The 25,209-nt window shown below is 58.9% G+C and carries 22 protein-coding genes; 13 read left to right on the top strand and 9 right to left on the bottom strand.

The genetic code is table 11. The features are described from left to right. Positions 1–42 precede the first annotated feature (42 nt). The gene (locus AC1DHT_RS05810; protein ID WP_427542104.1) at positions 43–972 is read left to right on the top strand and encodes a zinc ABC transporter substrate-binding protein; all 930 of its coding nucleotides are present in this window, start codon (positions 43–45) and stop codon (positions 970–972) included. A gap of 104 nt (positions 973–1,076) precedes the next feature. Here the strand turns inward: AC1DHT_RS05810 and AC1DHT_RS05805 are convergent, their stop codons facing one another. Continuing rightward, on the bottom strand, positions 1,077–2,027 hold the full coding sequence (locus AC1DHT_RS05805; protein ID WP_427542101.1) for a homoserine kinase: 951 nt from the start codon (positions 2,025–2,027) through the stop codon (positions 1,077–1,079). A gap of 60 nt (positions 2,028–2,087) precedes the next feature. Continuing rightward, positions 2,088–2,378, bottom strand: a complete 291-nt coding sequence (locus AC1DHT_RS05800; RefSeq protein WP_427542098.1) for a DUF2782 domain-containing protein — start codon at positions 2,376–2,378, stop codon at positions 2,088–2,090. Between the two features lie 74 nt (positions 2,379–2,452). Between AC1DHT_RS05800 and polA the strand changes: the two genes are divergently transcribed. Continuing rightward, positions 2,453–5,224 carry a DNA polymerase I gene (polA, locus tag AC1DHT_RS05795; RefSeq protein WP_427542095.1) on the top strand — a complete coding sequence of 924 codons (2,772 nt, stop codon included), beginning with the start codon at positions 2,453–2,455 and terminating at the stop codon, positions 5,222–5,224. A gap of 451 nt (positions 5,225–5,675) precedes the next feature. Here the strand turns inward: polA and yihA are convergent, their stop codons facing one another. Next, on the bottom strand, positions 5,676–6,320 hold the full coding sequence (gene yihA / locus AC1DHT_RS05790) for a ribosome biogenesis GTP-binding protein YihA/YsxC (RefSeq protein WP_054594948.1): 645 nt from the start codon (positions 6,318–6,320) through the stop codon (positions 5,676–5,678). A gap of 191 nt (positions 6,321–6,511) precedes the next feature. Between yihA and AC1DHT_RS05785 the strand changes: the two genes are divergently transcribed. The 7 genes from AC1DHT_RS05785 (at position 6,512) to AC1DHT_RS05755 (ending at position 13,881) form a co-directional block, all read left to right on the top strand. After that, complete coding sequence (locus tag AC1DHT_RS05785) at positions 6,512–6,802, top strand: c-type cytochrome (RefSeq protein ID WP_103314907.1); 291 nt, start codon at positions 6,512–6,514, stop codon at positions 6,800–6,802. Positions 6,803–6,848: 46 nt separating this feature from the next. After that, entirely contained in the window at positions 6,849–7,454 is a 606-nt protein-coding gene (locus tag AC1DHT_RS05780; protein WP_054594950.1) for a c-type cytochrome, read from the top strand. A gap of 199 nt (positions 7,455–7,653) precedes the next feature. Continuing rightward, on the top strand, positions 7,654–8,283 hold the full coding sequence (locus tag AC1DHT_RS05775; RefSeq protein WP_427531149.1) for a thiol:disulfide interchange protein DsbA/DsbL: 630 nt from the start codon (positions 7,654–7,656) through the stop codon (positions 8,281–8,283). Between the two features lie 12 nt (positions 8,284–8,295). Then, positions 8,296–9,174, top strand: coding sequence for an endonuclease/exonuclease/phosphatase family protein (locus AC1DHT_RS05770; protein ID WP_427542091.1), 879 nt, complete (start codon positions 8,296–8,298; stop codon positions 9,172–9,174). Continuing rightward, a complete protein-coding gene (locus AC1DHT_RS05765; protein WP_427542088.1) occupies positions 9,171–11,312 on the top strand; it encodes a GGDEF domain-containing protein in 2,142 nt (713 codons plus the stop codon). Before AC1DHT_RS05770 ends, AC1DHT_RS05765 begins: the two co-directional genes overlap by 4 nt. A 99-nt stretch (positions 11,313–11,411) precedes the next feature. Next, positions 11,412–12,191 carry an N-acetylmuramoyl-L-alanine amidase gene (locus tag AC1DHT_RS05760; RefSeq protein WP_427542085.1) on the top strand — a complete coding sequence of 260 codons (780 nt, stop codon included), beginning with the start codon at positions 11,412–11,414 and terminating at the stop codon, positions 12,189–12,191. 73 nt (positions 12,192–12,264) lie between these two features. After that, entirely contained in the window at positions 12,265–13,881 is a 1,617-nt protein-coding gene (locus tag AC1DHT_RS05755) for an EAL domain-containing protein (protein ID WP_427542082.1), read from the top strand. A 7-nt stretch (positions 13,882–13,888) separates the two neighbouring features. On the opposite strand, the gene AC1DHT_RS05750 is transcribed toward AC1DHT_RS05755, so the two are convergent. Together AC1DHT_RS05750 and algB are read right to left on the bottom strand one after the other, a co-directional pair. Further along, complete coding sequence (locus AC1DHT_RS05750; protein ID WP_427542079.1) at positions 13,889–15,679, bottom strand: ATP-binding protein; 1,791 nt, start codon at positions 15,677–15,679, stop codon at positions 13,889–13,891. 10 nt (positions 15,680–15,689) lie between these two features. Then, positions 15,690–17,036 carry a sigma-54-dependent response regulator transcription factor AlgB gene (algB, locus tag AC1DHT_RS05745; protein ID WP_427542076.1) on the bottom strand — a complete coding sequence of 449 codons (1,347 nt, stop codon included), beginning with the start codon at positions 17,034–17,036 and terminating at the stop codon, positions 15,690–15,692. Between the two features lie 440 nt (positions 17,037–17,476). Between algB and AC1DHT_RS05740 the strand changes: the two genes are divergently transcribed. The 4 genes from AC1DHT_RS05740 to AC1DHT_RS05725 all read left to right on the top strand — a co-directional run bounded on the left by AC1DHT_RS05740 (position 17,477) and on the right by AC1DHT_RS05725 (position 21,546). Then, positions 17,477–17,764 carry a hypothetical protein gene (locus AC1DHT_RS05740; RefSeq protein ID WP_427542073.1) on the top strand — a complete coding sequence of 96 codons (288 nt, stop codon included), beginning with the start codon at positions 17,477–17,479 and terminating at the stop codon, positions 17,762–17,764. Between the two features lie 73 nt (positions 17,765–17,837). Continuing rightward, entirely contained in the window at positions 17,838–18,002 is a 165-nt protein-coding gene (locus AC1DHT_RS05735) for a DUF1328 domain-containing protein (protein ID WP_071552569.1), read from the top strand. 772 nt (positions 18,003–18,774) lie between these two features. Next, on the top strand, positions 18,775–20,106 hold the full coding sequence (gene gltP / locus AC1DHT_RS05730) for a glutamate/aspartate:proton symporter GltP (RefSeq protein ID WP_427531165.1): 1,332 nt from the start codon (positions 18,775–18,777) through the stop codon (positions 20,104–20,106). Positions 20,107–20,316: 210 nt separating this feature from the next. Further along, positions 20,317–21,546, top strand: coding sequence for a nucleoside recognition domain-containing protein (locus AC1DHT_RS05725; protein WP_054594959.1), 1,230 nt, complete (start codon positions 20,317–20,319; stop codon positions 21,544–21,546). A gap of 107 nt (positions 21,547–21,653) precedes the next feature. Here AC1DHT_RS05725 and AC1DHT_RS05720 read toward each other — a convergent pair whose 3' ends face one another. The 4 genes from AC1DHT_RS05720 to AC1DHT_RS05705 are packed head-to-tail and all read right to left on the bottom strand — an operon-like array spanning position 21,654 to position 25,174. Then, a complete protein-coding gene (locus tag AC1DHT_RS05720) occupies positions 21,654–22,292 on the bottom strand; it encodes an ABC-type transport auxiliary lipoprotein family protein (protein ID WP_442114753.1) in 639 nt (212 codons plus the stop codon). Continuing rightward, the gene (locus AC1DHT_RS05715) at positions 22,289–23,227 is read right to left on the bottom strand and encodes an MlaD family protein (RefSeq protein WP_427542067.1); all 939 of its coding nucleotides are present in this window, start codon (positions 23,225–23,227) and stop codon (positions 22,289–22,291) included. The genes AC1DHT_RS05720 and AC1DHT_RS05715 overlap by 4 nt, the downstream gene beginning before the upstream one ends. A 1-nt stretch (position 23,228) precedes the next feature. Next, positions 23,229–24,032, bottom strand: coding sequence for an ABC transporter ATP-binding protein (locus AC1DHT_RS05710; RefSeq protein WP_427531171.1), 804 nt, complete (start codon positions 24,030–24,032; stop codon positions 23,229–23,231). Then, positions 24,029–25,174 carry an ABC transporter permease gene (locus AC1DHT_RS05705; protein ID WP_427542064.1) on the bottom strand — a complete coding sequence of 382 codons (1,146 nt, stop codon included), beginning with the start codon at positions 25,172–25,174 and terminating at the stop codon, positions 24,029–24,031. The genes AC1DHT_RS05710 and AC1DHT_RS05705 overlap by 4 nt, the downstream gene beginning before the upstream one ends. Positions 25,175–25,209: the final 35 nt, after the last annotated feature.

The raw sequence follows: 25,209 nt of genomic DNA, 5'->3' as shown, positions 1-25,209 counted from the left end.
TTGTGAGAGACGTTATTATGTTACCCGTTCTCGCCTACTTGAGTGGTCATCGTGCCCAGACTTTTTGCCATTTTTGTCACATTTACTGCCGGTTTTTTTGCGATCAGCGCCGCTCATGCCGAAGTGAGCGTACTGACCAGCATCAAGCCGCTGCAGCTGATTGCTGCTGCGGTGCAGGATGGCGTCGGGGTTCCCGAGGTCTTGCTGCCGCCGGGTGCATCGCCGCATAACTACGCCTTGCGTCCATCCGACGTACGGAAGGTGCAGTCGGTGGACTTGCTCTACTGGATCGGCCCGGACATGGAAGGTTTCCTTCCGCGCGTGCTCAAAGGCCGTAGCCTGCCGTCGGTTGCCGTGCAGGAGCTGCCGGGTTTGAAACTGCGGCGTTTTGCCGAAGACAGCCACTCCCATGCGGAAGACGCCGATGAGCACGATCACGACCACCGCCCTGGTAGTCTCGATGCTCACCTCTGGTTGTCGCCGGTCAATGCGCGAGTGATCGCGGCAAAAATCGCCACCGACCTCAGTGCTGCGGATCCTGCCAATGCGCCGCGCTATCAGAGCAACCTCAAGGCCTTCGATGAGCGCCTGGACGCGCTGGATCTGCGTTTGAAAGCACGCTTGGCCGGTATCGCGGGCAAGCCCTACTTCGTGTTCCATGAAGCGTTCGATTATTTCGAAGACGCCTACGGCCTCAAGCACACCGGCGTGTTCAGCGTGGCCGCTGAAGTGCAGCCAGGTGCCCAGCACGTTGCAGCGATGCGCTCGCGCTTGCAGGAAGTCGGCAAGACCTGCGTGTTCAGCGAACCACCGTTGCGCCCACGCCTGGCCGAAACGCTGGTGGCCGGTTTGCCGGTGAAACTGGCGGAACTGGATGCGTTGGGCGGTTACACGCCGGCAACGGCTCGCGGCTATGAGCAGGTGCTGGAGAAGTTGGGGAATGATTTGGCGGGTTGCCTGGAGTCGCTTTAACGCCGGGATATCCGGCGCCTCGATCGCGAGCAAACGGAACGCCGCCCGGCTGCTCCCACAGGATTTTCGCTGTCCATGTGGGAGTGAGCCTGCTCGCGATGCTTTTAAAGGGCGAACGGTAACGGCGTGCTGACGTGCTGACGCTGGGCCAGGCGCTGCTGAAACTCCATCGGATCGTGAATCAGCACGTCCTGCCCGGCAAAGGACTCGGCGGCGATCAAGCGTGACAGCCAGAACCGCACGCAGGCTACCCGCAGCATGGTCGGCCACAGCTCCGCCTCGGCGGCGGTAAATGGGCGCAACGCGGCATAAGCCCCGAGCAATGCCCTCGCCCGCGGGCCGTCAATCAAGCCGTCTTCGTCCGAGCACCAGTCATTCAGGGCAATCGCCACGTCGTAGAGCATCGGGCCGGAGCAGGCGTTGTAGAAGTCGATCAGCCCGGTCAGGTGCGTGCCTTCGAACATCGCGTTGTCGCGGAACAGGTCGGCGTGGATGTTGGCCCGAGGCAGCGCCAGGATTTTAATCTTCTGCTCAGTGATTTCGTTCAAGGCGCGTTGCAGCAGATTGCTTTGCGCGGCATTCAGGTGCGACAGCAGTTGCGTGCCTTCTTCGAGCATCCAGTCGAGGCCGCGATCGGTCTTGCGCTTGATCATGTGATCTTTGGTGGCCAGGTGCAGGTGCCCCAGCAATTCGCCAACTTGCGCGCAATGCTGTGCGTTGGCTTCCTTGATGTGCTTGCCGGCCAGCCGTGGCTGCAACAGTGCGGGCTTGCCGGCCAGTTCGCGCAGGGCGATGCCGTCGGTGGTACGCAATGCATAGGGCACCGGCAAGTTGGCGTCGTGCAGCACGTCGAGCAGTTCGATGAAGAATGGCATCTCCTGCACGGGGCCGCGCTCAACCAGGGTCAGGACAAACTCCCCCTGCTCCAGGCTGATGAAGAAGTTGGTGTTTTCGCTACCCGCGGCAATCCCCTGGAAATCAAGCAGGCGGCCGAGCCCATAAGGGGCGAGAAAGGTTTCCAGCTCGGGCCGAGCCAGGGGGGTGAACACAGACATGGTTAAAAACTGCTCAGTTCGGGCGCCGCGGTTGAGCCAGCGCCGATTAAAGTTAAGAAACTACTTCCAGGTAAAAATTTCCCACGACGGAATCAGCATATTCGGCTGATCCGAGCGGATATAGTTTGCCTCCGTTCCGTCCGCACGTATCAGAAAGTACGGTTTTCCGCCCTTCGGTGTGACCTTGATCGCGTACACGAAGCCGTTCTGGCGGTACTCCTGAATGACTTTGTCGCCTTCTGTGTGGATGGTGACTTCCGGTTCTGGCGTCGGTGCATCATCGGCTGCCATGACGGCCAGGGGAGTGAGTGCAAAGAAGCCAGCCAGTAACAAGCGATTGAGTGAGCGCATGATAACCTTGTCCCTTTGTCGTCAACGGTCCCGCTATTCTAGCGCCGGACCCGCCGAAAAGGTTGATCCTGCTCATGAGCCAAGCCCCCCTCGTCCTGGTGGACGGTTCTTCTTACCTGTACCGCGCCTTTCACGCGCTGCCGCCGTTGACCACGTCCAAAGGCCTGCCGACCGGCGCGGTCAAGGGCGTGCTGAACATGCTCAAGAGTCTGCGCAAGCAGTACCCGAACAGTCCGTTTGCCGTCGTATTCGATGCCAAGGGTGGGACATTTCGCGATGACCTGTACGCCGAATACAAAGCCAATCGCCCAAGCATGCCCGACGACATGCGTGTGCAGATCGAGCCATTGCACGCGAGCGTGATCGCCCTGGGCTTTCCGTTGCTGTGCGTCGACGGCGTTGAGGCCGATGACGTGATTGGCACGCTGGCCCGCAGCAGCGCAGCCGCTGACCGTCCGGTGGTGATCTCCACTGGCGACAAGGACATGGCGCAGTTGGTCGATGGGCACATTACCTTGGTCAATACCATGACCGGTAGCGCGATGGACGTGGCTGGCGTGAAGGAGAAATTCGGCGTCGCTCCCGAGCAGATCATCGATTACCTGGCGCTGATGGGTGATTCCTCCGACAACATTCCAGGCGTGCCGGGCATTGGCCCGAAGACGGCGTCCGGCCTGCTGGTGGGTGTGAACGGCGGCCTGACCGAGCTCTATGCGCACCTCGATATCGTCCCGACGTTGCCGATTCGTGGTGCCAAAACGCTGCCGGCCAAGCTTGAAGAGCACAAGGAGATGGCGTTCCTCTCCTATCAACTGGCGACCATCAAGGTCGACGTGCCGCTGGACATTGGTCTGGACGACTTGCACCTGCGTGAGCCGGACCGTGAAAAGCTCGCCGAGCTCTATACCCTGCTCGAGTTCAAGAGCTGGTTCGAGGAAGTTCAGCGTGATGCCAAGCGAGCGGGCCAGGAAGTGGTCGCGGCGGTTGAAGAAGCCGTGGCCGGTGACGATGGGCCCCAGTACACCACGGTCCTCACCCAGGCAGATTTCGATGTCTGGCTGAAGAAGCTGCAAAACGCCAAGCTGTTCGCCTTCGACACCGAAACCACGGGCATCGACGCGCAGCAAGCACAACTTGTCGGGCTGTCGTTCGCTGTGCAGGCCAACGAAGCGGCCTACATTCCACTGACCCATTCCTACATGGGCGTGCCGGATCAACTGGATCGCGACACGGTGTTGCGCGCGCTGAAACCGATTCTGGAAGACCCGAGCAAACTCAAAGTCGGCCAGCACGCCAAGTTCGACATGAACATCCTGGCCAACTGCGCCATCGGTGGTGATCAGAGCTGCGGCATCATGGTGCAAGGCATCGCCTTCGACACCATGCTCGAGTCCTACGTGCTGGATTCGACCGCGACCCGTCACGACATGGACAGCCTGGCGCTCAAATATTTGGGCTACACCACTACCAGCTTCCAGGACATCGCGGGCAAGGGTGTCAAGCAACTGACCTTCGACCAGATCTCGCTGGAGCTGGCCGGGCCATACGCCGCCGAAGATGCCGACGTGACGCTGCGTCTGCATCAGACCCTGCATGAAAAACTCGACGCCATTCCGAGCCTGAGCAAAGTCCTCAGCGAAATCGAGATGCCGCTGGTGCCAGTGTTGGCGCGTATCGAGCGCCAGGGCGCGTTGGTCGACGCCAACCTGCTGGGCATCCAGAGCGTTGAACTGGGCGACAAGCTGGTCGCGCTGGAGCGTGAGGCGTTCGCCATTGCCGGTGAGGAGTTCAACCTCGGTTCGCCTAAGCAATTGGGCGTGATCCTCTACGAAAAACTCGGGCTGCCGATTCTCAGCAAAACTGCCAAGGGCCAGGCTTCGACCGCCGAAGCGGTGCTGGCGGAACTGGCCGAGCAGGACTACCCGTTGCCCAAGGTGCTGATGCAGTACCGTTCCTTGAGCAAGCTGAAAAGCACCTACACCGACCGTCTGCCCGAGCAGATCAACCCGCGCACCGGACGTATTCATACGTCCTACCATCAAGCGGTGGCAGCGACCGGTCGCTTGTCTTCCAGTGATCCAAACCTGCAGAACATTCCGATTCGTACCGCCGAAGGTCGACGGATTCGTCAGGCGTTCATTGCCCCCAAAGGCTACAAGCTGTTGGCGGCGGACTATTCGCAGATCGAACTGCGGATCATGGCCCACCTGGCCAAGGACGAAGGGCTGTTGCACGCGTTCCGCAATGATCTGGACGTGCACAAAGCCACCGCCGCGGAGGTGTTCGGGGTTGAATTGGCGGACGTCACCACCGATCAGCGGCGCAGCGCCAAGGCGATCAACTTCGGCCTGATCTATGGCATGAGCTCGTTTGGCCTGGCCAAGCAGATTGGCGTCGACCGTAAACAGTCCCAAGCTTATATAGACCGTTATTTTGCCCGCTATCCGGGTGTGCTCGAGTACATGGAGCGCACCCGCGCTCAGGCGGCTGAGCAGGGTTTTGTCGAAACCATATTCGGTCGTCGCTTGTACCTGCCGGACATCAACGCGAAAAATCCGGCCCTGCGCAAAGGCGCCGAGCGCACGGCGATCAACGCGCCGATGCAAGGCACTGCGGCGGATATCATCAAGAAGGCCATGGTGGCGGTGGATAACTGGCTGATGACCTCAGGCCTGGACGCCAAAGTGATTCTGCAGGTGCACGATGAATTGGTGCTTGAGGTTCGCGAAGACCTGGTCGACCAGGTTCGCGAAGAAATTCGCGTCCATATGAGCAGCGCAGCGACCCTGGATGTGCCGCTTTTGGTGGAAGTCGGCGTTGGAAATAACTGGGATGAAGCGCACTAAGCCGGTGTGAGGCGCTTTTTCGGGGATGGCGCCGCGGTGTAGTGTCGCGGCAGTCATTGGCTAAGGGTTATTAGTTCGAAAAAATCTGTGGGTTATTCCCAATAGGTTTTGAAATTAACCGGAACTAAATCCGTGAACCGCCACTCAGAGTTACTGAATGGGTGGTGAAGCCCTTCGATGCTCCTATGTTGTGTTAAGTGTTGGCAGATATCTGGACCCCGCCCTAGCGGTCCGGAACTTAGACCCCGAATTACTCTCTCCCCATACGTAATTCGGGGTTTTTTTTGCCAAAAAACTGGCTGTGGAACGGCCATGCTGCGTTAAAAACACGGCTCGAAATGCTCATTTAGGTCCCTAAAGTCGAGCGCGACCCCGGCCGTTTCGAGCCGTGTTTTTGCCTTGCCTGACCGTCCCACAGACAGTTTTCCGTATCTCGGATATCCCCAAAAGCTTATTGAGCTTCTGTCTCGGTGCCCTTGTCGGCCAGTTCCATCCAGTTCGCCAATACCGTGTAGGCATCTTCGAGGCCCAGGCGTTTTGGTGCCGAGAACAGCTGGATTGTCACGGTTTCGCCCCAGCCTTTACGGATTTCTGCCTGGACTTTGAGCAAGGTGTTCTTCGCTGCGCCGTAGGTCAGTTTGTCGGCCTTGGTCAGCAGAATGTGCATCGGCATGCCGCTGGCCACGGCCCAGTCGAGCATCAGCAGGTCGAAGTCGGTCATTGGATGACGGATGTCCATCATCAGAATCAAGCCCTTCAGACTCTCGCGGCTGCCCAGATAGGCTTCCAGGTGGCGCTGCCAGTGTTGCTTCAGAGGGATGGGTACTTTCGCGTAACCGTAACCCGGCAGGTCGACCAGACGGCGTTCATCGTCTAGCTTGAAGAAGTTCAAGAGTTGTGTGCGACCTGGCGTTTTCGAGGTGCGAGCCAGGCTGGCGTGAGTCAACGTGTTCAGGGCGCTGGATTTGCCAGCGTTGGAACGCCCGGCGAAGGCCACTTCAAAGCCTTCGTCGTCAGGACATTGGTCGACTTTGGCGGCGCTGAGCATGAAGGTGGACTGTTGGCACAGACCGAGGATGGGGTTCTTGAGTTGCATGGGATTTCCGATGTGGGCGGTGCCGAGATTGGTCGCAAAGAGCAGCGTCGTTTCCGTTTCAATGACGCCAGTATATAATGCCGCAGATTTTGTGTGCGCTTTGTCCCAGCGTAGGATGAGGTTCACGAGAGCGATTGACCTTGATTGCGCATTAGAACGCAGCACGCTCTCAACCCTGAAAAGGTCGTTTTATGACGAAATGGCTGCTAGCTGCCGGTGTCTTGATGCCGCTTTACAGCGCTCAGGCTACACAGGATCCGGAAGCTGTGTACAACCGTGTTTGTGGAGCCTGTCATTCCGGCCAACTCCCAACGGCGCCTCAAAAGGGCGATAAGGAAGCTTGGGCGCCAAGACTGGCGCAAGGTATGGAGACGCTGGTGCAACACGTGACCCAGGGTTTCAAGGCGATGCCGCCGCGTGGTTTGTGCATGGACTGCAGTGCCGAGGATTACCGAGCAATCATCCAGTGGATGAACGAGTGATCCCGGTCCATAACTCTTTAACCCTTAGCCGTAGTTGGATTAGCTGATGAACAAATTGATCGTGAGTCTGCTGTTGACCCTGGGGATCTCCGGCATAGCCCATGCTGCAGGCGATGCGACTGCTGGTCAGGCGAAAGCCGCAGTATGTGGCGCCTGTCATGGCCCGGATGGTAATAGCATGGCGCCAAACTTTCCAAAACTGGCGGGTCAGGGTGAGCGTTACCTGAACAAGCAACTGCACGACATCAAGTCGGGCAAGCGCACCGTTCTGGAGATGACCGGCCTGCTGACCAACCTGAGCGATCAGGACCTGGCTGACCTTGCTGCCTACTTCTCCAGCCAGAAAGGCAGCGTCGGCGCAGCAGATCCTAAAGTCGTGGCTCACGGTGAAGAGTTGTTCCGTGGCGGCAAACTGGACCAGGGCATGCCATCTTGCACCGGTTGCCACTCGCCTAATGGTGCGGGTAACGCCGCTGCTGCCTTCCCGCATCTGGGCGGCCAGCACGCTCAATACATCGCCAAGCAGTTGACTGATTTCCGTGAGGGTAACCGTACCAACGACGGCGACACGAAAATCATGCAGAGCATTGCTGCAAAATTGAGCAACAAGGACATCGAAGCGGTGTCCAGCTACATTCAGGGCCTGCACTAAGGCTTGTGAGCGGGCGCTGCGCAGGGTGCTGATCTCGCGCAATGTTAACGCTCGATTAATCCTTCGATGCAAACATAAAAAGGGTGGCTTTGGCCGCCCTTTTTTGTGGCCGCTGCCGTTACACTAGAGCACTAATGCCCGCCAAGATCTGCCAGAAAACAGGTCGCGCGAGGCGACCCAATTTGTTCAGGAGTAAAGCATGCGTAATCTGATTCTCAGCGCCGCACTCGTCACTGCCAGCCTGTTTGGTATGACCGCCCAAGCTGCCGAACCGCTTGAAGCCGGTAAACAATATGTCGAATTGGGCAGCGCCGTTCCGGTGGCTGTGCCTGGCAAGATCGAAGTCGTGGAACTGTTCTGGTATGGCTGCCCGCACTGCTATGCATTCGAGCCGACCATCAATCCCTGGGTTGAAAAACTGCCTGCCGACGTGAACTTCGTGCGTATTCCGGCCATGTTCGGCGGTATCTGGAACGTTCACGGTCAGCTGTACATCACCCTGGAAGCGATGGGTGTGGAACACAAGGTTCACAAAGCTGTCTTCGAAGCGATCCACGGTGGCAAGAAGCTCGCTACCCCGGAAGAGATGGCTGAGTTCCTGGCCGGCGAAGGCGTCGACAAGGAGAAGTTCCTGAGCACCTACAACTCGTTTGCCGTCAAAGGCAAAGTTGAAGAAGCCAAGAAAAAGGCTCAGGCCTATCAGATCTCTGGCGTACCGACCATGGTCGTGAACGGAAAATACCGCTTCGATCTGGGCACTGCCGGCGGTCCTGAAGGCACCTTGAGCGTAGCCGATCAGCTGATCGCCAAGGAGCGCGCCGCTAAGTAAGCGGCGCCCACCATGCGCCGCTGGGGTACTGAACGTCTCGTTGGTCTGCATGATCCGCAGGTCAACGAGCATCATCTGGAGTCCTCGGGCTTGCCCGCAGACAGCCGTCTGCGTTTGCTCAGTTTCAACATCCAGGTCGGCATCAGTACCGAGCGTTATCGGCATTACCTGACCCGTAGCTGGCAGCATTTGCTACCGCACACCGGGCGAGCGGATAACCTGCAGAAAATCGGCAATCTGCTGGGCGACTACGATCTGGTCGCTTTGCAGGAGGCCGATGGCGGCAGCCTGCGGTCGGGCTACGTCAATCAAGTCGAACACCTGGCCCAGCTCGGCGCCTTCCCCTACTGGTATCAACAACTCAATCGCAACCTGGGTCGCCTCGCCCAGCACAGCAATGGCGTGCTCAGTCGATTGCGCCCATGGGCGATTGAAGATCATCCGCTGCCCGGGCCCAAGGGCCGTGGTGCGATTCTTGTGCGGTTTGGCGAAGGGCCGGATGCGCTGGTGGTCGTGATGATGCACCTCGCGCTGGGGGCGCGCGTGCGAACGATGCAGTTGGCCTACATTCGCGAATTGATCGGCGACTACAAGCATCAGGTGCTGATGGGCGACATGAACACCCACGCCAGTGACCTGCTGCAAACTTCTCCTCTGCGAGATCTGGGTCTGCTCGCGCCGCAAGTCGGAGCGACTTTCCCCAGCTGGCGCCCGCAACGCTGTCTTGACCATATTCTGCTCAGCCCTACGCTGACCCTCGAGCGGGTCGAAGTGCTGGCGCAACCGATTTCCGATCACCTGCCCGTCGCGGTAGAGATTCGTCTGCCGAGTTCGCTCACGGTCGATGCATTGCCCGCGTTGAGTCCTGCCCTTCGCGGAACCCCTGAATGAGCGACGAAGCACAGCGCTGGAAAGAGAAATACCTCAAAAGTATCGAACAGCAGGAAAAGCTCGAGCGTCGCTGGGATGCCCGCCTCGACTTGCTGCGTCGCGGTTTGGTGCGCAGTACGCTGGCCGCCGAGGGCACCGACCGTGCGGTTGACCAGTGCATGAAGGAAATGCGCGAAGTCATTCGCACCAACGATATGGATGCAGGGCTGGCGGCATTGCTGCCGCGCCTGGAAAAAGCGGTGCTCGACTCCGAGCAGCGGCGCGAGACCCGGGTCAATCAAGTCAGCGCGGCGTTGACCGCCCTGGTCAGTCAGCTCCAGGCCTTGCCGTTGCCGCGCGAGGTCAGTCGTCCGCTCAAGACATTTGCCAAGAAGCTCGACGGACGGGTCGGCCAGGCACGTGAAATTCCCCTGCTGCTCGGAGAACTCAGCGGTCTGCAAGGTCAGGCGCTGAGCCTGCTGGACAACCCTGCCGAGCCAAGCCGCCCGGGTTTGCTGCAACGTTTGTTTGGTGGCAGAGACTCGGATACTCAGGCTTCAGAGGCCGGAGTGCTGCAACACGAAGCGCCTGCTTCGAGTCCTGTTGAGCAAGTGTCGGCACCTGTCGCGGAGGCGACGCCTGAGCGGGTGCATGAATCTACAGCACCGTTGCCGATCCGGGCTAATACACCCGCTGTGCAGGAAGTCCCGGCACCCGCCGTGCAAGTGCCGCCCCCGGTGATTGCAGACTCGGTGCCGGTGGCAGCGCAACCGCCGGAAGAAGCAAAGCCATCACCTGAGGTGGTGGCTTTTGTTCCCCCAGTGCTGGCCATCGAAGCTACGCGTACCAAAACGCTGGTAGCAGAACAGGATCTACCGGATGTGGATACGCCGGAAGCACCGCAAATATTCCCGGCACCCGACCCGGTGCCAGCTACTGATTCAATGGCGATCAATCCTGACGAGCTGACGTCCAACGTCCCTCGAGAGGGGAATGACACTTCGCCGTTAATCGATGGCGTTCCTCCCGCGATGGCAGAAGTTTTGGCTGCTCCGGACCCGGAGCAACCTGAGCAGGATGTTCTTTACGCACTGCCCGACTCGCCGGAGCCGTCTTACAGTTCGGTGGCTAAACACATCGAGAGCACGCTGCTGGGACTGCTGGACGATTTGTCGCTGCCCGAGCGCCACCGGCCGCAAGCCGAGGCGATGCGCGACCGGCTGCAGAATGGTTTGAATTGGTACGAACTGCTGCCGATCCTCGATGATCTGGCAGTTTTGATGCTGGCAATTACCGACAGTGGTCAGCATGAGTTCGAGGTTTACCTCAAGCAACTCAATGAGCGATTGGAGTCCTTCCAAAGCAACCTGCAAGCCGCCAGCGAGGGTCATGCCGACAACCGTTCCGCTGCGCGGGAGATGGACACGCAGATCCGTGAGCAGGTCGATGGCTTGCAGAGCAGCATGCAGGACGCCGCGGATCTGGAGGGCCTCAAGCATGTGCTGGAGAACCATCTGGAAGGGTTGCTCGGCACCATGGATCAGCACCAGAAACAGCGCGACGAGCGTGAGCAGGAAGTTGCGGCACGCCTGCAAGGTTTGGCCGAGCGAGTCGCGAGCATGGAGCAGGAGGCTCAGGGTTACCGAGAGCACCTTGAAGAGCAGCGTCAGAAAGCCCTGGTCGATCCGCTGACCGGTTTACCGAACCGGGCAGCCTGGAGCGAGCGTCTGGAGCATGAGATTGCGCAGTGGCAGCAACACGGCAACTCGCTGTTGCTGGCAATGCTCGATCTCGACCACTTCAAGCGTATCAACGATAACTACGGTCACCTGGCCGGCGACAAAGTGCTGAAGATCATTGCCAGCGTGCTGCGCAAGCGCCTGCGCGGTACGGACTTCATTGCCCGTTTCGGTGGTGAGGAGTTTGTCTTGTTGGTGCCCAACACCTCTTTGGCAGTCGGCGCCAAGTTGGCAGAAACCCTGCGCGCGGCCATCGAAGCCTGCCCGTTTCACTTCAAGGGTGAGCGCGTGACGATCACGGTTTCCATGGGAATGACGACGTTCAAAGCGGGAGAACACAGCGATCTTGTGCTGAAAAGAGCCGATCAGGCGCTTTACCGGGCAAAAAATGCTGGCCGAAACCGAGTGGAGCTAAGCTGACGATAAGTGATCCATCGGGTTAAATGCCAGGCTTTGCCGGTCCAGAAGAAGGCGGTACGTTACACTGTTGCATTACTATCTCAGCGTATTGTCCAGATCATGAAATCGATTCCTCTGCTTTTGGTACTTCTGGTCCTGGCGGGTTGCGCCAGCGGTCCTCGAATCGACACCCGCCATCCTTCGGTGAATTTCGACAATCGCGTGCAGTTTATCGTGGTGCATTACACCACTGCCTCGCAGGAGCGTTCGTTGGCATTGTTGACCCATGGCGAGGTCAGCAGCCATTACCTGGTGGGCGATGACAAGAGCGCCACTATTTTCAAACTGGTGGATGAAAGCCGTCGGGCCTGGCATGCCGGGGAAAGCGAGTGGCAGGGCCGGACCTGGCTGAATTCAAGCTCGATCGGCATCGAAATCGTCAATCCGGGGTTTCGCGATACGCCTACCGGGCGCGTCTGGTATCCCTACAGCGAGGCGCAGGTTCAGTCTTTGATCTTCCTGATCAGGGACATCAGCAAGCGCAACAACATCAGCCCGCGAAACATCATTGGCCACAGCGATATCGCGCCGCTGCGCAAGCTGGATCCGGGTCCGTTGTTCCCATGGAAGCGTCTGGCCGACGAAGGGTTGGTGGTCTGGCCCGATGCCCAGGCTGTAGCGCGTCAGCAAGCGTTATTCGAGGCACAACTGCCGAGCATCACCTGGTTTCAGGAAGAGCTCGCGCGTCTGGGCTATACAACGCCGCAGACTGGTGAGCTGGATGTGGCCACCCGGCATGTGCTGGCAGCTTTCCAGATGCACTATCGACCTTCACGGTTTGACGGTACGCCAGACGCGCAAAGCGCCGCGATCCTGCAAGTGCTCAACCAGACAAAATAATGACGCCCGCCCGACGGTCAGGGCTATTTTCTGATCAGTAGCTATAACTCATTGGTAATCCTTCGGATATTCAATGATGGCAGCCGCTAGCGAGACCCTGCGCAGCTGGTTCTATCGCCCTTGGTTTTTGGCGATGCTAGCGGCTGCGCTGAGTGCGGCTTTGCTCTTGGCCGGTAGCCTTGGCGTGGCACTGCGGCAGGTCCAGCAACGTGAAAGCGAACAGATGAACGCTCAGGGCGAGCGATTTCTGGAGCGGCTGGAGCAACTGTTCGGTCAACTGCGCGAAGGCCTGGATGACCTGGAAGCGCAGTCGTTGCGTAGCTGCGACACGGACATGATCGCGACCTTGCAGCAGGTCAGTTTCAATTACCGCTTCGTATATGAAGCGGCCTATATCGATAGCACGCAATTTTGTTCGAGCCGACCGCGGCAGGATGGGCTTTCGGTAATCCGACCACCGGACATCAAAGGACCGACCTACAGTTATTGGCTCAACACCTCGACCGAGCCCGATGAAGACCGTGCAGCGCTGATGTTGGGGCGCGGAAACTTTCGTGTAGCGACTTCACGCGGTCATTTGACCGACATGGTTGATCTGACGCCCGGCAGCAGCCTGTTGGTAGTGGCCGATCATGGCGCTCGAGCGATCCCGGTACTCGGCACGCCACAAGCCTGGCCACTCAGCGACCCTTGGTCGCCCTTGAGCAGTGAACCGTTGCAGGTCACGAAAACCCGGCTGATCTATCGCATGCCGACCAACAATCCCGAGTACCAATTGGTGTTGATCAGTCCACGAACCGTATCGCACCTGCCCACGCTATGGTGGTGGCTGGTGCCGGCAAGCCTGGTGCTGGGCATGAGCATTGGCGGTTTGGTGTTTCTGCTGGCCCGCCAACGGCAATCGTTGGGCGGTGAGTTGCAGGGAGCCCTCAAGCGTGGCGAGTTACAGGTCCTGTATCAGCCGATCTTCGATCTTAAGAACCGTCATTGTGTCGGTGCCGAAGCCTTATTGCGCTGGCGTCGGCCGGACGGCACGCTGACCAGCCCGGATCTGTTTATTCCCATGGCGGAAGACTCCGGGCAGATCCGTCAGATCACTGACTTTGTGTTGCAGCGATTGCTTGAACAGCTCGGCAAGTTACTTCGCGCCAACCCGCAGTTGTATATTTCGGTCAACCTGGCGGCCTGCGACGTCATGGTGCCCCGGGTCGGCCAAGTCATGGCAGGCTTGCTGGCCACGCACCGGGTCGCTGCGCGGCAGATCGCGTTTGAGGTGACTGAGCGGGGGTTGATCGATGTGGTGGTCGCGCGGGAGAACCTGCAAGCATTGCGCGACGCCGGGCATCAAGTGTTGATCGACGACTTTGGCACCGGTTATTGCAGCCTGGCTTATCTGCAAACCCTGCCAGTGGACTACCTGAAAATCGACAAGGCTTTCATTGATGCGCTGGGCCACGACGCCGCCAGCAGCGGCGTGGCGCCGCACATCATTCGCATGGCGCACGCCTTGCAGCTCAAGGTGATTGCCGAAGGTATCGAACATGAAGCCCAGGCCGCGTTGCTGAGCAGTGAGGGAGTGAATTACGGCCAAGGCTGGTTGTTCGCCCATGCCTTGACTGCGGCGCAGTTCATTGAACTGATCACCCGAGGCCGTCGGTTGGCGTCACGGCGGCTGGATGACGAGGCGTGATCTCCCGTTAGAGTGGCAGTGCCATATAGAACTGAGTGCCCTGCCCCGGCCGGGAATATACGCCCATGCGACCGCCGTGCAGTTGCACGATCTCCTTGCACAATGCCAGACCGAGCCCGGCGCCGCCCTTCTTGCGCCCGACCTGAACGAAGGGTTCGAAAATCCGCCCCTGCTGGCCATAGGCGATGCCTTCGCCATTGTCTTCGACGCTGACGATCACCCGTTCGCCGTGCCGGCGAGCCTGCAAGCGTATCTGCCCATGGTGGCTGGTATGGCGCAGCGCGTTGTCGATCAGGTTGTCCAGCACCCGGTCGAGTTGCGCCTGATCGGCCTGCAGTCGCGGGAGTGGTGTGTGCACTTCCACCAGCAGCTCGATGCTTTGCTCATTGGCCCGCTCGGCGAAACGCCCTTGTGCCTGCTCCAGCAGGTCATCGATGTTGCACGGCGCCAGGGTGAGTTTTTGTAGACCATTCTGATAGCGCGAGAAGTTCAGCAGGTCGTTGATCAACTGCATCAAACGCTGCATTTCCTCATTCACCGTGTTCAACAGGTCGGCTTCGCGAGAGTCATCGGCAAAGTGCGCGCGCTCGCGGAACAGGCCGAAGGCCATGTGCATGCCGGTGACTGGGGTACGCAACTCGTGGGAGGCGCGCAGTACAAACTCACTGCGTACCCGTTCAAAGGCTCGTTGCTCGGTGACATCGTGCAGCACCATCACGGCGCCGAGGATATGCCCTTGGGGATGAATGACCGGCGTCAGGCTGTAGGTCAACAGTCGTGACTCGCCATCGACTTCGATGCCCAGGTCTTCAGGCGCACGCTCCAGTGTTCCGCCGCGCAGTATCGTTTGTAGTTGTTCATCGAGCTCCAGCCGTTTGAGCGCGGTGCCCAGGCCTTGGCCCAGGCGGCTTTCGTCCCAGCCCAACTGACGCTGTGCGACCGGATTAAGGTGCTCCAGCTGGCCCTGACGATCAATCATCAGCAAACCGTCATCGATGCTGTCGAGCACGGCTTGCAAGCGTTGCTGACCGGCGAGCAGTTCATCGACATTGGTTGCCTGATGCTCGCGCAAGGCTTCGGCCATGATCCCGAAGCGCCGGGTGAGCTGGGTCAGTTCCACCGCTGGGGAAATCGGCAGGGTGACATCGAAGTTACCCTGACCGATGTTATCCGCGGCCTTGGCCAGTGCCTCGATCGGCTCACCGAAGCGCCGGGCGATGCCGTGAGCGGTGATGAAACCGATGACCAGTACCGCCAACCCGACCAATCCAAGCAAACCGGCAATCAGCAGCGCATGTTCGCGGGCATTGCGCTGGGTATCGTCGATGTTGTCCAGAGCCTGTTTGTGTTCGGCGATCAGGCCGTTTCGCAGCACGTTGAACTTTTCGGTGAGGTCCCGATTGCCGGCGAGCTTGCCGGACGGTTCCTGCGTGAGGCTGAAGGCTTTGAGAAAGGACAGGTAGTCCGTGCGGGCCTGCTCGAAGCCGTGATGCGCGCCATTGAAACTGTTTTCGTGCTCGATGCCTTGATCCAGCAGCTCGAAGTAGCGCCGTTCAGAGGATTCGAGTGCCTCAAGGTCGGGCTTTATGCTGAGCATGTTGATCAACTGATCGTCCAGGGTCTGGCGCAGCTTGAGTTCCAGATCCAGGGTGATGAAGTTGTCGCGGATCAGCGCTTCCTGGTGACTGGCTATCTGCATCACGCTGACCAGCCCGAGTATCAGGCCGAGCAACGCCACGGTGATCAGTGCCGAGATACTCAGAAACAGCCGTGTGCGCAACTTCATCGCCAGCTTCATAAGGTGCTGCTCACAGGTTGTACTGTTTGCGTTTGCGGTACAGCGTCGAGGCGTCGATACCCAGGGTCTTGGCCGCTTGATCGAGGGTCCCGGCGCTGGCCAGTACCGCACCGATGTGGGCTTTCTCTAATTCATCCAGGCTCAGCGCCGCGCCGATTCTGGGGGTGTTGCTGGTGGTTTGCTCGGCCATGCCCAAATGGCTGATCTCGACTCGCTCCTGTGGGCAAATGATGCTTGCTCGTTCAACCACATTACGCAGTTCGCGGATGTTGCCTGGCCAGCGATAGCCGAGCAGCGCCTCGCGTGCTTCGTCGCTGAAGACACGAGCAGGCCGCGCGTACTCCTTGACGAAACGCGCGAGGAAGCGGTCGGCCAGGGCCAGGATGTCCTCGGCGCGTTCGCGTAGTGGCGGCAGGTGCAAGGTGATGACGTTCAGCCGGTAGAGCAGGTCTTCGCGAAAACGGCCGTCGCGGACCATGTCTTCGAGATTGAGATTGGTGGCGGCAAGAATTCGCACATCGGCGTGACGGGTCACCGGGTCGCCGACCCTTTCGTATTCCTTGTCCTGAATAAAGCGCAGCAGTTTGGGCTGCAAGGCCAGCGGGAAATCGCCGATCTCATCAAGAAACAATGTACCTGCGTCGGCCTGACTGACTCGGCCGAGGGTACTTTCGCTGGCACCGGTAAACGCCCCGCGGCTGTGGCCAAAGAGTTCGCTCTCCATCAGCTCGGTTGTCAATGAAGGGCAGTTGATGGTGACAAAGGATTTTTTCGCGCGTTTGCTCCAGCCGTGAATGGCCCGGGCCAGCTCGCCTTTACCGGTACCGGATTCGCCGAGTATCAGAATGTTGGCGTCGGTGCTGGCGACCTGGCGGGCGGTTTCCAATACGACTTTCATCGCCGGACTGTGGGAGTCCAGGCCATCGTTGGGTTTGCGGACTTCACCTTCGAGGGCTTCAAGGCGTGCCGAGAGCTGGCGCACTTCCAGTTGTTTGGCGGTGGCCAGGCGCAATTGGTCGGGGCTGCAAGGTTTGACCAGATAGTCGGCGGCACCGGCCTGGATCGCATCGACGGCGGTGTCTACGGCCGAGTGTGCGGTGACGATCACTACGCGCATCCAGGGCGCCTGCACACGCATTTGCGCCAAGACGTCGAGACCGTTGTCTTCACCCAGGCGCAGGTCAAGGAAGCACAGGTCGAAGACCTGTCGTTGCAACAAGGCGTCGGCCTGGGCTGCGCTGTTGGCGGTGGCGACGGTATAGCCTTCGTCTTCCAGGCAGTAGCGAAAAGTGCGCAGGATGGCGGATTCGTCATCCACCAGCAAAATGCGGCCTTGATGCTCTTTGGCTGATTCCATTTTTCCTACGCTCCTTAAATGAATGCTCTTAATTTAGTCTCGGAAAAATCGGGCAAGTTGCATGGTTGATTCTGAGCGCTTCTCATCAGAATGGGGTAGCTGTCTGTTCGAAGTTCTATTAACTATATGATTTAAATCGTTTTTGTTTCTGCGACGACGGCCCCGGCGTTTTCCCGCCTCTTTTTCTGACATCCATATCCCTTCATACATTCCAAAAAGTTTCGATTTCCTGCAAACCGATCGTGCATTACGCACGATCCTCTGGGGGCCATCGTGCAGGATGCGTCCGAATGCATTTTGTTAATCGAAATATCTATTTGATTTTATTGAGCTTATTTCAGTGAAGGCGCTGGCATGCAGGCTGCAATGGTCTGGTTAAGCGGGGCATTCAAGAAAGAGCGCCCCCAGACCAATAACTAACAGTGTGGGAGGAGTTTCGGATGATTCGCCAACGTGCCACCCAATTGCGTATCTCGCCACTGACTATCCAGCAAGGGATGTTTGCCGTGTTTGCCTTGCTGATCACTTTGATCGGAGGCCAGCAATTCTTGCGTTGGGAACAAAGCCAGCAGCCGGAGGCAGCGATTGCGCCGACTCATCACTTGACCCAAACCCATTTCAGTGCGGTCGGCAGTCGGCCTGCTGATGCAGCCTCAATGAGAATGATGAGTGTGGACCCGGCCGAACCGGGTGCCGTGGCGCTGCGTCAGGACCGTTGGGTGTTCTAGGTAACTGGCTTGGTGCGATGTTCATGTGCCGGGAATAGCTGCACCTCTTAATAGAAGCGTAAGGAGAATCACCATGTTGAGCTGGGCAATCACATTTTTGATTATTGCCATTGTCGCTGCCGTACTGGGCTTCGGTGGTATCGCGGGCACCGCCACGGGTATCGCCAAGATTCTCTTTGTCGTGTTCCTGGTGATGTTTATTGCTTCGTTCATCTTTGGCCGTCGCGGTCGAGGCTGATGTCGAGGCTGATCGTGAGCATTTGCTTGAAGACAGACCCGAACAGGTACCGGGTTTGAAAAACGAAGGAGGTCAGCAATGCCTTTTTCCTCTGCGCCCACCCGAGGAGGGTGCGCGCATGGCCAAGGGGCCGGGACGTTCTGATTGCTTCAGGATCGGAGTGACCTACGGGTACAGGGAGTGCCCGCGCAAGGGCCGGGTCAGGAAAAGCAGCGCCGCGTATTTGACCGTCAATCATGACGTGACAAATCTGCGGCGCGCTTATATGTGCAAAGCGTTGACCTAGAGCTTCCCAGCGATTTTTTATCGCTGCGCCAGCCGGCAAAAAACCATCAGTGTTCTTCACAAAGCATTTCGCAGTGTTTCGGGCGACCGTATATCGAGAAATTTGGCGGTGATTCCTGCTCCCATTTCACTACGGCGCGTAGGATTTCTCTCTGGTTTTTGTCCATATTCCGTTGCTCAAAAAACGATCAATCTCCTCTGCGATGGCCGGTTCACGGCACTTATACCTGCCGAAATGTCGTATTCGAACCGGTTGGGACGGCGGTTTGGTTTGAAAAATCTCATGCCGATTCGGCATAGGGTAGGCGTTTACGGCATTAGACGTCGCTCTCGTGCATCGGAATAGTTGCGCCTTTTTTATCTGCCAGAGAGCTGTAATTACGCGCTCCAGGCGACTTTATCCGGGGGCAGATGCGCTGACTTTTCCGCCTTGAGCGTTCCAGTTTGTGCATCTTCCCGAATCCATTTATAAGAAAAGGGTAATGATATGAAAAAGGCAAAGCTGAGCCTCGCCTGGCAGATCCTCATCGGTCTGGTACTGGGCATTGCAATTGGCGCGTTGCTCAACCACTTCAGTGCGGAAAAAGCCTGGTGGATCAGTAACGTCCTGCAACCGGCGGGCGATATCTTTATCCGTCTGATCAAGATGATCGTGATCCCGATCGTGATCTCCTCGCTGGTCGTCGGTATTGCCGGTGTAGGCGATGCGAAGAAGCTCGGGCGCATTGGTCTCAAGACCATCATTTACTTCGAAATCGTCACCACCATCGCCATTCTGGTCGGTCTGGTGCTGGCCAACGTGTTCCACCCGGGTTCCGGCATCGATATGAGCACCCTGGGTACTGTGGATATCTCCAAGTACCAGGCGACCGCGGCCGAGGTTCAGCATGAACACGCGTTCATCGAAACCATCCTCAACCTGATTCCATCGAACATCTTTGCCGCCATGGCGCGTGGAGAGATGCTGCCGATCATCTTCTTCTCGGTGTTGTTCGGTCTTGGTCTGTCGAGCCTGCAATCGGACCTGCGCGAGCCGCTGGTGAAGATGTTCCAGGGCGTCTCGGAAAGCATGTTCAAGGTCACTCACATGATCATGAACTACGCCCCGATCGGCGTGTTCGCACTGATCGCAGTGACCGTTGCCAACTTCGGTTTCGCTTCCCTGCTGCCGCTGGCCAAACTGGTGATCCTGGTTTACGTCGCTGTCCTGTTCTTCGCCTTCGTGGTGTTGGGCCTGATCGCTCGCCTGTTCGGCTTCTCGGTGATCAAGCTGATGCGCATCTTCAAGGATGAGCTGGTGCTGGCCTACTCCACCGCGAGTTCCGAAACCGTGTTGCCGCGCGTGATCGAGAAGATGGAAGCCTACGGTGCACCGAAAGCCATTTGCAGCTTCGTGGTGCCAACCGGTTACTCGTTCAACCTCGACGGTTCGACCCTGTATCAGAGCATCGCGGCGATCTTCATTGCCCAGCTGTACGGTATCGACCTGTCGATCAGCCAGCAGTTGCTGCTGGTACTGACGCTGATGGTCACCTCCAAAGGTATCGCCGGCGTGCCGGGCGTGTCCTTCGTGGTTCTGCTGGCAACGCTGGGCAGTGTCGGTATTCCATTGGAAGGCCTGGCGTTCATCGCCGGTGTCGACCGCATCATGGACATGGCCCGTACCGCACTGAACGTGATCGGTAACGCCTTGGCCGTGCTGGTCGTCTCCCGTTGGGAAGGCATGTACGACGACGCCAAGGGCCAGCGCTACTGGAACTCCCTGCCGCACTGGCGCAGCAAAGAGAAGCTGCCGGCTGGCGAAATCACCAGCAACTGAGTGAAGTTTGAACTTTTTGCGGGAGCGAGCCTGCTCGCGATAGCGGTTGATCCGTTGATATAAATGTCGGCTAGCAGTCAGTCATCGCGAGCAGGCTCGCTCCCACAGTGAACTGCACCAGTCCTCACAAACAAACCCCGGAGAAATCCGGGGTTTGTCGTTTCTCCCCACCCCGCTATCATTCGCGGCATCTTCTGGGGGATTTGACTGATGCTCAATGGCCTGTGGCTTGGCTTTTTCATCGTGGCGGCCGTTTCGGCACTCGCGCAGTGGCTGATCGGCGGCAATGCCGGGATCTTCGCGACGATGGTGGAAAGCATCTTCGCCATGGCCAAGCTGTCGGTCGACGTCATGGTGTTGCTGTTCGGCACCCTGACCCTCTGGCTGGGCTTTCTGCGGATCGCTGAAAAAGCCGGGATCGTCGACTGGCTGGCCAAGGCGCTGGGCCCGTTGTTCCTGCGCCTGATGCCCGAAGTGCCGGCGGGTCATCCGGCCATAGGCCTGATCACCCTCAACTTTGCTGCCAATACCCTGGGGCTCGACAATGCCGCTACGCCGATTGGTCTCAAGGCGATGCGTGCGTTGCAGGAGCTCAACCCCAGCACCACGGTCGCAAGCAATGCACAAATCCTGTTCCTGGTGCTTAACGCCTCGTCCCTGACCCTGCTGCCCGTGACTATCTTCATGTACCGCGCCCAGCAAGGTGCTGCCGACCCGACGCTGGTGTTCCTGCCGATTTTGCTGGCGACCAGTTGTTCAACCATTGTCGGTCTGCTGTCGGTATCGTTCATGCAGCGTCTGCGACTGTGGGACCCGGTGGTGCTGGCCTATCTGATTCCGGGTGCGTTGCTGCTGGGTGGCTTCATGGCCCTGTTGACGGCGCTCTCAGCCACTGCGCTGGCGAGCCTGTCATCGATCCTCGGCAACCTGACGATGTTCGGGATGATCATGCTGTTTCTGGTGATTGGCGCGCTGCGCAAGGTCAAGGTCTACGAAGCGTTCGTCGAAGGTGCCAAAGAAGGCTTCGATGTCGCCAAGAACCTGCTGCCATATCTGGTCGCGATGCTGTGTGCGGTGGGCGTATTGCGGGCGTCCGGTGCGCTCGACTTCGGGCTGGACGGGATTCGCCATCTGGTGCAATGGGCCGGATGGGACACGCGTTTCGTCGATGCCCTGCCGACCGCGATGGTCAAGCCGTTCTCCGGCAGCGCTGCACGGGCGATGCTGATCGAAACCATGAAAACCCAAGGCGTCGACAGCTTCCCGGCGCTGGTGGCAGCGACTATTCAGGGCAGTACCGAAACCACGTTCTATGTGCTGGCGGTGTACTTCGGAGCGGTGAGCATTCAGCGTGCGCGACATGCCGTGGGTTGCGCACTGTTGGCGGAACTCGCCGGGGTGCTGGGGGCGATCGGGGTTTGCTACTGGTTCTTCGGCTGAGGCAGAAAAACCTGTGGGAGCGAGCTTGCTCGCGATATCGGTGGGTCAGTCAGCATTGTTTTTACTGTCATGCCCTCATCGCGAGCAGGCTCGCTCCCACATGAACCTCAGGGTTTCATGGTCGCGGTCTTCTGCCCCTGCTCTACCGTCCACGCAATCACCTGCGCCGTGAGCGTATCACTGGCCTGACCAAACCCGGTCACCACAGCGGGCACCTTCACATCGCTCAATGGCTGGCGCACTTCGAAGCGGCGGCTGGCGAGGATCCGCTGGTCATTGCCACGCACCAGTAGCGCATCCAGGCTAATGACCACTTGCGCGGTGTTGCCTTGATATTCCGTCTGGAACGCTTGCAGGTTCCCGCTCAGATCCAGATCCGTCTGCAAGTTGCTGTCGTCGGTGCTGAGCCGCTGTACGCGGCCGTCCTGTGCAAACCCGGCGAGCAGCCGATTGCGCAGCAGGGTCGGCGTAGGATCGCTCCAGCGCGAAGCCTTGTAGCTGCTGATCAGGTCGCCTTGAGGGATTACGGCGATTTTTGAACTGTTGAGCACGTCGCTGGCCTGGGGTTTAGACAGACGTAGCGACCACGGCACCGAGTTGGCGTGCATCGAAGACGCGGCGTTCGGCGTGACAGGCAGACGGTAGACATCCTGGGGGTCAGCCTTGGGTAAAATCGAGCAGGCACTGGTCAGCGCGAAACTTGCCAACAGCGCGCAGTGCGCAAAGGCGCGGTAGACGGGTTTCATGGCGTGAACTCCTTATCCTTGTCGCCGCCCAGCAAGTAACCACTGGGGTTGGAATCCAGGCGACGAGAGATGGCGCGTAACGAACTCAGGGTGTCGCGCAACTCACGTATGGCCGGGGCCAGACTGTTGAGCCCCTGCATGCCGTTATTCAGCGCATCCTGATTGTCGGACAGCAAGCTGTTGATGGTTGCGCTGCTCTGCTCCAGCGACTTCATGGCCTGCTCGGCACTGCCGAACATCTGTTTGCCTTGATCGTTGAGCATACCGTTGGCGTTACGCATCAGCGCAGACGTCTGCTCCAGGGTGGCGCTGGCCTGTTTGCCTACCGACGCCAGTTGCTGCATGGCCTGGCTAAGATCCCCGCGCTGCTCGGCGATGCTTCCGGTGGTTTGCTCCAGGTTCTCGAGGGTTTTGCCCAGACGGTCGACGTTTTCCGGCGACATCATCTGGTTGGCGCTATGCAGCAACAGGTTGACGCTGCTCATCAAGTCGTCGCTGTTGTTCAGCAACCGTGAAATGGGCGAAGGCGAAGCAATAATCTCCGGCAAATTACCGTCCTTGCCTTCCAGCTCCGGGCTTTGCGGGGTGCCGCCACTGAGCTGGATGATCGAGGTGCCGGTAATCCCGGTCAGCGCCAGTTTCGCCTGGGTGTCTTCCTTGATCGGGGTGTCGCCGCTCAGTCGAATCCGCGCCAATACCCGGCGCGGGTCTTTGGGGTCGAGGCGTAATGTCACCACATCGCCGACCTTGATCCCGCTGTACTGCACCGCGCTGCCTTTGGACAGACCGCTGACCGCCTCATTGAAAACCACCTCGTAGTCCTTGAAGGCGGTGTCGACGCTGGACTTGGCCAGCCACAGGCCGAACAGCAATGCACCGGCCACCACCAATACGGTGAACAGGCCGATCAATACATGGTGGGCTCGGGTTTCCATGTCATACCTCGTTGAGCTGTGAAGCGGCCGAAAGCGCCGCGCGGCCGCGTGGGCCGTGGAAGTATTCGTGAATCCACGCGTCGTCGGTTTCCGACACGGTGTCGATGGCGTCGGCCACCAGTACTTTTTTCTGCGCCAGCACCGCGACCCGGTCGGTGATGGTGTACAGCGTATCGAGGTCGTGGGTGACCAGGAAAACACTCAGCCCCAACGCATCGCGCAACGTCAGGATCAACTGATCGAACGCCGCGGCGCCGATCGGATCGAGGCCGGCGGTCGGCTCATCGAGGAACAGGATGTCCGGGTCCAGCGCCAAGGCGCGGGCCAGCGCCGCGCGTTTGATCATGCCGCCGGACAGCGAGGCCGGGTACTTGTCGGCAGCCGACAGCGGCAGGCCAGCCAAGGCCAGTTTAACCGCCGCCAGATGCTCGGCGTCGTTGCGACTCAGGCCGGCGTGCTCGATCAATGGTAAGGCGACGTTTTCGGTCACGGTCAGCGAAGAGAACAACGCGCCCTTCTGAAACAACACGCCGAAGCGTCGCTCGACCAGTGAGCGTTCATGCTCTGTCAGGCTCGGCAGGTTTTTGCCAAACACCTTCACCATGCCTTCGCTGGGCTGGCGCAGGCCAACAATGCTGCGCAGCAACACCGATTTGCCGCTGCCTGAACCGCCGACCACGGCGAGAATCTCGCCCTTGTACAAATCCAGGTCGAGGTTTTCATGCACGCTCTGGCGGCCGAAGCGATTGCACAGCCCACGAACTTCGATCACCGCCTCGGAGGGCGCACGGGGTAAACGACTCACCAGCCCATCTCCATAAAGAACAATGCGGCGACCGCATCGAGCACGATCACCACGAAAATCGACTGCACCACGCTGGACGTGGTGTGGGCGCCAACGGATTCAGCGCTGCCACTGACCTTGAAGCCTTCCAGACAACCAATGGAGGCGATCAAAAAGGCGAAGATTGGTGCTTTGACCATGCCGACCAGAAAATGTTGAACGCCGATGTCCGATTGCAGCAAAGACAGGAACATCGCCGGCGAGATGCCTAGCGATATCGCACAGACCACCCCACCCCCGACAATCCCCGAGAGCATTGCCAGAAAGGTCAGCATCGGCAGCGCCACCAGCAACGCCAACACCCGTGGCACCACCAGCAGCTCCATCGGATCGAGACCCAAGGTGCGGATCGCGTCAATTTCTTCGTTGGCCTTCATCGAGCCGATTTGCGCGGTGAAGGCACTGGCAGTGCGCCCGGCCATCAGGATGGCGGTCAGCAGCACACCGAACTCACGCAGGAACGAGAACGCCACCAGGTCCACGGTAAAAATGCTCGCACCAAAACTGGCGAGTACCGTGGCGCCGAGGAAGGCCACTACCGCGCCCACCATGAAGGTCAGCAAGGCGACGATGGGCGCAGCGTCGAGGCCGGTTTGTTCGATGTGCGCGATCATCGGCGTGATCCGCCAGCGCTTGGGGTGAAACAGGCTGCGAGCGATGGTTTCCAGAATCAGCCCGACAAACCCCAACAGTTGCAGCGTGTCCTGCCAGACCGCATCGACTGCGCGCCCGATGCGGGTCAGCAGTTGAATGCCGACACTGATTTCGGGCTCTTTGATGGGGATGCAGAAGTCAGTCAGCGAGCAATAGACGGTTTGCAGCAGCGCACGGTCGGCTGCGGACAGGCTGCAATCGGGGTGTTCGGCGGACTTGCCGAGGCGTTCGGCACCGAGCAGCTCGACCAGCAGCGAGGCGCCTGCGGTGTCGAGCGCGCCGATGCCATTGAGGTCGATGGGGGTTCGGTCGTCGTACTGACCTTTGAGAGTGTTGCTCAGGCGTTTGAGGTCGGCGTAATGGACAAGCGTCCAGTCACCCGTGACCCGCAACCGCGCAGGGGTGTTCGAAGTATCGAGTTGGGCATTGCCGGCAATCGTGCTGCTCATAATCTCCGTGCTTGTTCGACTGATACGCAGTGCTA

Source organism: Pseudomonas sp. 05N432, from assembly GCF_056396945.1.
Note: the sequence above shows the minus strand (reverse complement) of the source record. Positions and strands in the feature narration are given on the sequence as shown.